This window comes from Sulfitobacter sp. G21635-S1, from assembly GCF_027213915.1.
Taxonomy (GTDB): Bacteria; Pseudomonadota; Alphaproteobacteria; order Rhodobacterales; family Rhodobacteraceae; genus Sulfitobacter.
The window spans coordinates 1-6,265 of record NZ_JAPWGV010000056.1 but is presented as its reverse complement, the minus strand read 5'-3'; the positions used below and the strand labels follow the sequence as shown (position 1 = coordinate 6,265).

General features: G+C 56.9%; 5 protein-coding genes. All 5 read right to left on the bottom strand.

Going from position 1 to position 6,265, the window contains the following annotated elements; translation table 11 throughout:
- The coding region (locus O4H53_RS26725; protein WP_269368001.1) for an ArdC family protein at window positions 1-713 on the bottom strand (713 nt) is incomplete at its 3' end.
- A gap of 40 nt (window positions 714-753) precedes the next feature.
- Window positions 754-1,239 (bottom strand): hypothetical protein, encoded by a 486-nt coding sequence (locus O4H53_RS26720; RefSeq protein WP_269367999.1) that lies wholly within the window; start codon window positions 1,237-1,239, stop codon window positions 754-756.
- Window positions 1,240-2,444: 1,205 nt separating this feature from the next.
- Complete coding sequence (gene repC, locus O4H53_RS26715; protein WP_269367997.1) at window positions 2,445-3,656, bottom strand: plasmid replication protein RepC; 1,212 nt, start codon at window positions 3,654-3,656, stop codon at window positions 2,445-2,447.
- Between the two features lie 213 nt (window positions 3,657-3,869).
- Entirely contained in the window at window positions 3,870-4,799 is a 930-nt protein-coding gene (gene repB, locus O4H53_RS26710; protein WP_269367995.1) for a plasmid partitioning protein RepB, read from the bottom strand.
- On the bottom strand, window positions 4,783-5,976 hold the full coding sequence (gene repA / locus O4H53_RS26705; RefSeq protein WP_269367993.1) for a plasmid partitioning protein RepA: 1,194 nt from the start codon (window positions 5,974-5,976) through the stop codon (window positions 4,783-4,785). The genes repB and repA overlap by 17 nt, the downstream gene beginning before the upstream one ends.
- Window positions 5,977-6,265 lie beyond the last annotated feature (289 nt).

Below are 6,265 nucleotides of genomic sequence, written 5' to 3'. Positions count from 1 at the left end.
ATGCTGCGCCGATCTAACCGCAACGCAACAGGTTGTAAGGGTCGGCGCGGCATAAACCGGAGCGCGGCATTATGGGCCAGCTCATGCGCCCAAACCCCGTAGAAATTGCGCGGGTCATGGAACCGCGTGATGGACGGCATGTAGACCTTGTCCACGGGTGGCAGATAATAGGCTTCCGTTCCTGTGAAGATGGTCGTGATGTCGATAGCATCGAAAAACGCCTGCATGTGAGGGATGGGCTCGGACGGCGGATGCTCGGGCACCGGCTCCGGATCGGGGAAGTAGCTGTCGGGCAGGCCATCGATCTGGCAGGCGTTGAACACGCGGTAGGATTTCTGGAAGCGGAAGATGCGGGCTTCCTCGGAGCTATCATCACCGTCGCTGCGGTCGTCCTCGCCGCCCGCGTCTTTCCGGCTTTGTCCGTAATAAACGACGACAGAGGACTTTTCGCCCTTGCGCACCTTTGCGTCCAACGCATTAGCTTGCGGCAGCGTCATCCAGAAGGGCGAGCTGTGGCCCGCCATCACGGTCCGCATGGTCAGCAGGAAGTTGTTCACGCCCTGGTAGGGTTCACCGCCCACGCGCAATGGCCGGGAGCTGCCACCTGCGGTCCAGGGCTTGCGCCACGGCAGGACGCCGCGCTCGATGATGCGGATGATTTCGTTTGTGATGACCTCGGAGGCATCGAATTTGGGCGTGCGTGATCGGGCCATGGCTGGCCTCCTTTCGAGTTTTGGTGAGAGGAATTGGTGATCAGATTGACTGACGGGGCCGCGGATCGTTGACGATCCTCGCGCCGAGCCGCTCGACCGTGTCGATGTAAGTGGTCAGCGAGACGGGCCTGCCGGCACCTGAAAGGTCAGGGTCGACAGATCCGTCCCGCGCCACCCGCGGCAGATTCGCGAATGCGATGACATTGTTGACGGGTCGGATATCGATGAACGGCGTCCCGCGTGCGACCGCTGGAGCGGCCAATGGAAAGCGCTCGATCGGCGCGAAGGTCGAGACGGTGGTCCAACCGAGATGGAGGAAGGTTCCGCCCTCACCGCAGGTCACGTGGGCATTTGACAGTGTCGCCGCCTGCCTGAGATAGCCGAGATCACGCAGGACGGTCTCGCCTTCGATCTGCCGCGCCTGCGCCGACTGGCCGGTTCGGCGCAGTTCCTTGTGTCGCCACCACGAGGCAGCGGTCGCGCGCAACACGCGCAAGACACCTGTTTGCATGGGAATGCCCTTCATCAGGAAAGACAGACCGGAACCCGGCCCGGACCCGTCCGAGGAACCCCAAAGCCCCTCATCCGTCAGTCACAAAACCCGAAGAACACTTTTACTTTTCGTGGACCAAACCCATGAAACACCCAACCGCCACCGAACTGTACTGGTACGACGGGATCAGAACTTCCACAGGGCCCATCGGCTAGACCTGTGGAAGTTCCTTCTTCACGAGAAAGCCCAGATCGCTCAATCGGCCCGCAACTGCCAACTTCTTCGTAAAGCGTGCTGATGCTTTGGCTTCCCGTCGACGTAGCGGATCGGCACCCTGGAAAGGGAAATCATGTCGATGAAGGCTGTTATGGGCATGATTTCTCATCGCGAATACCAAAAAACGAAATAACCTATTGTTATTAAATCGTTTTTCTCCATCGGACGGATCAGATCATTCCGCAGCCAATATCAAAGCACTCTTTTGAAGAGTTCGGGTGTCATGAAATCAAGAGATTGAGTTGCAACCGCTGTTCTGCGATGTCCTCGTCGTCCACTACGACCAAATCAGAGGAACGCGGGACCGCTGGCAACCAGCTGCTGCGCTTGAGTAGCCGATTGCCTCGCTGGCCATGTCGCCATTATCGAAGTGACTGAGAAGTTTCGGGGTCCCCCTTCCCCGCGCGCGGGAATTCGAGGATCGAGCCCTTGGCCAAACGGTTTTGGTAACCATCGATCGTCTGCTCCTTGTGCGCTACGGCCCGTAGCCACGATATAATGCAACAGACATCCACGACCTACCTCTCAGGCATTAACACCGATGAAGGCCAAGCGAATATCCGAGGCCAGGACCCAAATCGCCGTCAGCAGGTGCCGGATAGCGTAGAGCCAATTGTTGAGGGTATTCATCATCAGATCACAGACATCGAAAAGGGCAGGGGCCGCGGAGGCGCGCAACTGCTAGGTTGGCTGCAGCGCAACGCTCTGTATGTTCTTCGCTAGCCGCCTTTGCGCTACTAGCAGCGATGGTCACCAGCTGAGGTTTTATCATGATGATCGGGATGCCCTCGTCATCAGATCTTCGCCGCGACGAAGGCGAAAGCCACTTTCACGATCTCAAATACCGCCACCCCTCAACCCCCTAACTTTTCTCTCTCGAATACCGTTTGTGTGCCGAGAGCCTACTTAACAGCTGTTAAGTTATGCCATGCCAGCCGCACGCGATCGGAGTTTAACAGCTGTTAAGCCGCGTTCCGCCGGCCAATCAATGCCATGACCATTGGGCCACAGGAAAACTCGCCTGCCGCAGCTTTGGTAGTCAGAGCTCGCAAGTATCCACCAGGCGATCTTATGTCGGCGAAGCGTTCCAGCATGGCAGCAACGACGATCGACGCTTGCTCCGGACCCATGAACCGCTGTGCCTCTTCCCATGCAGACGCACTGATCCCCATGGCTGGCCGCACATGGCACGCCGCATCGAAGAGCTGATGCCAATGCCGGATCTCACCTTGGTAGAAGGTCTTGAGCGAGGGACATGCCGCAATCACTAGGTGGAGCGGGATCTTTGGCAGGTGTCTTGTGTCCTGTTCATCAACGTCAGCCCCCGGCTCATTCGTATCCACATCTGGCACACCCGCCGCGGCCTCGCTTTTTTCTAAAGCAGGTTCAAGATCTATAGATTCTTTATCTGAATTATGATGGTGACGCTCAGAATGGGCATCATTGGTGTTCATTTCTTCTGTTTCAGGGCCATCAATGATGTTGCGTGCCTGGTCAAGGAGAACTTCAAGGTCGGCTCGATAGGCCGCAAGGTCCTCAATTGAAAGCTTGCGGCGAAGCGCGCGGGCTGTGAGAGCAGCCTTGTCGCGAAGCTGATCCCAGAAGCCTAGGCCTGGCTGCATCTCGTCTCCGAACTCGGCGAGGGCCGCGAGATCGCGTCGCATGAGGGTTACGACCTCTCTCAGGCGCCTGACGCGCTCCTCAGCCTCACGTACGGCCTCTGCGGCCCGTGCTATCTCCTCGGACTGACAGTAGAGCGGGGAAAGATCGAAGCCAAAGGCAACGCGGTCTTCGCCGTGCTTACGGACGTAGCGCTTCCCATTGGGGCTATCGCGCCGCTGGAGCAAGCCAGCCTCGACGAGACGCGCGAGGTGACGACGCATCGTTGAGCACGGCATGCCATTCAGGCGCTCGCAGATCGCCTTGTTCGAAGGGAAGACGACCATCTCGGCGTTCCCGCCAAGCGCATCGTCCGGAAAGAAGCTGAGGAGCCCCTGCAAAACAGTCAGATCACGTTCCGAGACCCCAAAGGCCGCTTGCGCCTTGGAGAGCTCGCGCAGGAGTTCCCACTTGTTAACGGGTCTGGCCGGAACAGATGCCTCGGGTCGCTCGATGACGCGCAAATGGGCGTGCGAAATCGGCCGCATAAACGGCGAAATTGGTGTGTACTGCATGAAAATGTTCACGAAGACAAAAATTCTAGGGCCCGCGAATCGCTTTGCGCTTGCGGGGTAGGGGCCAGAACGCTACATTCAGAGGTGCGAAAACTGAGATTTTGTAGCGGGCTGATCCCGATGCGAAACCTTACAAAGGTCTCGTGAAGCTAGCTTCTCGGGGCCTTTTTCTTTTTGCCTGTATCGTGCCTCCTTCTTGTTGGTTGCTCTTCCTCAGTCTTCTGAACGCTTCCAGCGCTCATGAAGCTCGGTAATCAGCTTTGGGGCATTGCCCTCCAACCAGCTGATAAAATCAGGTTCATCCGCAGTCAGATCGAGTTTAAGCTGCTTGCCTTGGCGGCCGGTCTTGACCGTCGCAGCTCCGACACCGGGGATCGCCAAAGCAGGCACGCCTTTTCTAGACGGGCTTGCTTTCTTCTCTGCGCTCTTCGCAGCTGCCAGAACTGCGAGAAACGCACGCTCAGAAACCTCATCGACCGAGCCGGAACTTTCGGACTTGGCTGCATGAGCTACGGCTTGCAGTTGGTCTCGATCACCGTCGTAGGCACCCAAAGCCTTTTTGAGCTCTTCCCATCTCGGGCGACCAATCCCGGGAGCCGCACCAATTGCCTGGATGAGTTCCTCGCCGACCGTCCGAACGACACTCAAGAGTTGTGAAACCCCAGCCTCGTGGAGGTTAAGGACTTCGGCGACACCTCGATTGGTGCGCTCAGCCCCTTCCAAATGATCACCGTCCAGAAGTGCCGTCGCAACGAGCGCACGCTCAATAAAGCTCAGATCACGACGCTCTTGGTTCTCGAGAAGCTGATCTCGAAGCGCTTGATTACCCTCAACCTCTGTGACGATGGCTCGAACTTTGATACCGAGTTCGCGACATGCTTCTAAGCGTCTGCGGCCATAGATCAGGTTGTAGCGATCGCCTTCCAGTGGGCGGACCAAGACAGGCACACGTTGACCGTTCTTGGAAATAGAGTTCTTCAGGCCCTCAACTTCAATCTGAAGCCTGTCATCCAACCGTCCTTCGGTAACAATCTGCGCCGGATCGATCTCAAAAACACCGCCACGCAGTCGGCGCCCTTCAAGAGCGTCAGGAGCGTTGCGAAGGGTCTGCAGCGGCAGGCCAAGTTTAGGCTTTCTTGCCATTCCGCCCCCATGTGTTCTGGATGATTTCAGCGATCTCATCGTTCACTGCGTTCATAGATTCGATCGCACGGTCAAACGTCTGACGCGTGAAGTCCCTCTTGTCAGCTTCGTAGAGCGTTTGCTTGGTCAAGCCGGCATCAGAAATTGCGGTCGATTCAACCATGTGATTGGTCAGGACCGACCTCCCAAACAGCCCGCGAATGAAGGCGATGACTTCGGTTTGTGGCGCGTCGCCGACTTTGTATCGCGTTGGCAAGAAGCGCAGCCAATCGAAGCGCAGATTTGCGCCTGCATCCCTGATTACTCCCAGGAGATCCGCCGTCATTCGCAGGAATTGGGACATCGACATAAGGTCAAGCATCTGCGGGTGAACCGTCACGAGGACGCCCGAGGACGCGGAAAGTGCTGACATCGTCAAGAAACCAAGCTGCGGCGGGCAGTCGATCACAACAACGTCGTAGTTCGCTTCAACACTATCGAGTGCGTCATGAACTCTCGCGAAGAACGCCTTCGCTCCGCCTCGCTGGATAGCAGCAGGCGTCTCGTGCTCGAACTCCATGAGTTCAAGGTTGCCTGGGATGAGATCAAGGCCGCGAATGTAAGTCTTGCGGATCACTTCAGAGATCGGAACCGGATCGTCGTAGCGAACGGCATCATAGAGGGTTCCGCCCTCCATGAGGTCGAGTTCTGGCTGGATTCCGTGAAGAGCCGAAAGAGATGCTTGGGGGTCGAGATCGATCGCAAGAACTCTGTACCCCTTGAGCGCCAAGCGCTGAGCGAGGTGAGCAGACGTCGTCGTTTTGCCGCTTCCGCCCTTGAAGTTCACCACTGAAATGACTTGAAGCTCGTCACCGTCGCGACGTCCAGGCACGTAAGTTCCAGACCTTTTTGCGTTTCCTTCAAGCGTCTGCCGGATTTCCCAGATATCGTCGAGCGTATAGCGGCGATGACTTCCAGCCGTCGTCTCGACGTCAACGATCTTTCCTTCTCGATGAAGCTTCCGAAGATAGGTATGGTCGACGCCAAGGAGCTCAGCAGCTTCGCCGCTGGTCAAAGTGCGCATCACCTTCTTTGCATCTGGTGGGAAGTGTGCAGCGCGCTGAGCATGCAGGTTCGACGCGAGAAGTTCCGCGTAGTGCCCGATGGCGATATCTAGATCCTGTTCTACTTCTCTCATGTCTGCCCCGATCCGTGGGCGCGTTTTTTATGTGACCGCGCGTTATTTTTCGAGACTATTGCCCGAGCAGCCAGATTCGTGCAAGCACTTTCTAGATTTAGTGGCAATCCGTTAGGCCAACACAAGTGTCGTGTTCAGAGGAGCCCCAACTTTTCCGCACGCTCAAGCAGCATTTTGACCGAAGACGGCTCCCAGCTGGCACGACCTCGAGGTGTCGCGTTTAGTTCCCGATTTCAATTGAAGCAGTAAGCTGAAACTGAAGCGCTGGAAATTCACTTTAGCGCTTCAC

Bases quoted from the DNA above. Each gene is read 5' to 3' on its own strand.
- repB (WP_269367995.1), bottom strand. From the start codon at position 4,799: ATGGCAAGAAAGCCTAAACTTGGCCTGCCGCTGCAGACCCTTCGCAAC.
- repC (WP_269367997.1), bottom strand. From the start codon at position 3,656: ATGCAGTACACACCAATTTCGCCGTTTATGCGGCCGATTTCGCACGCC.
- repA (WP_269367993.1), bottom strand. From the start codon at position 5,976: ATGAGAGAAGTAGAACAGGATCTAGATATCGCCATCGGGCACTACGCG.
- O4H53_RS26720 (WP_269367999.1), bottom strand. From the start codon at position 1,239: ATGAAGGGCATTCCCATGCAAACAGGTGTCTTGCGCGTGTTGCGCGCG.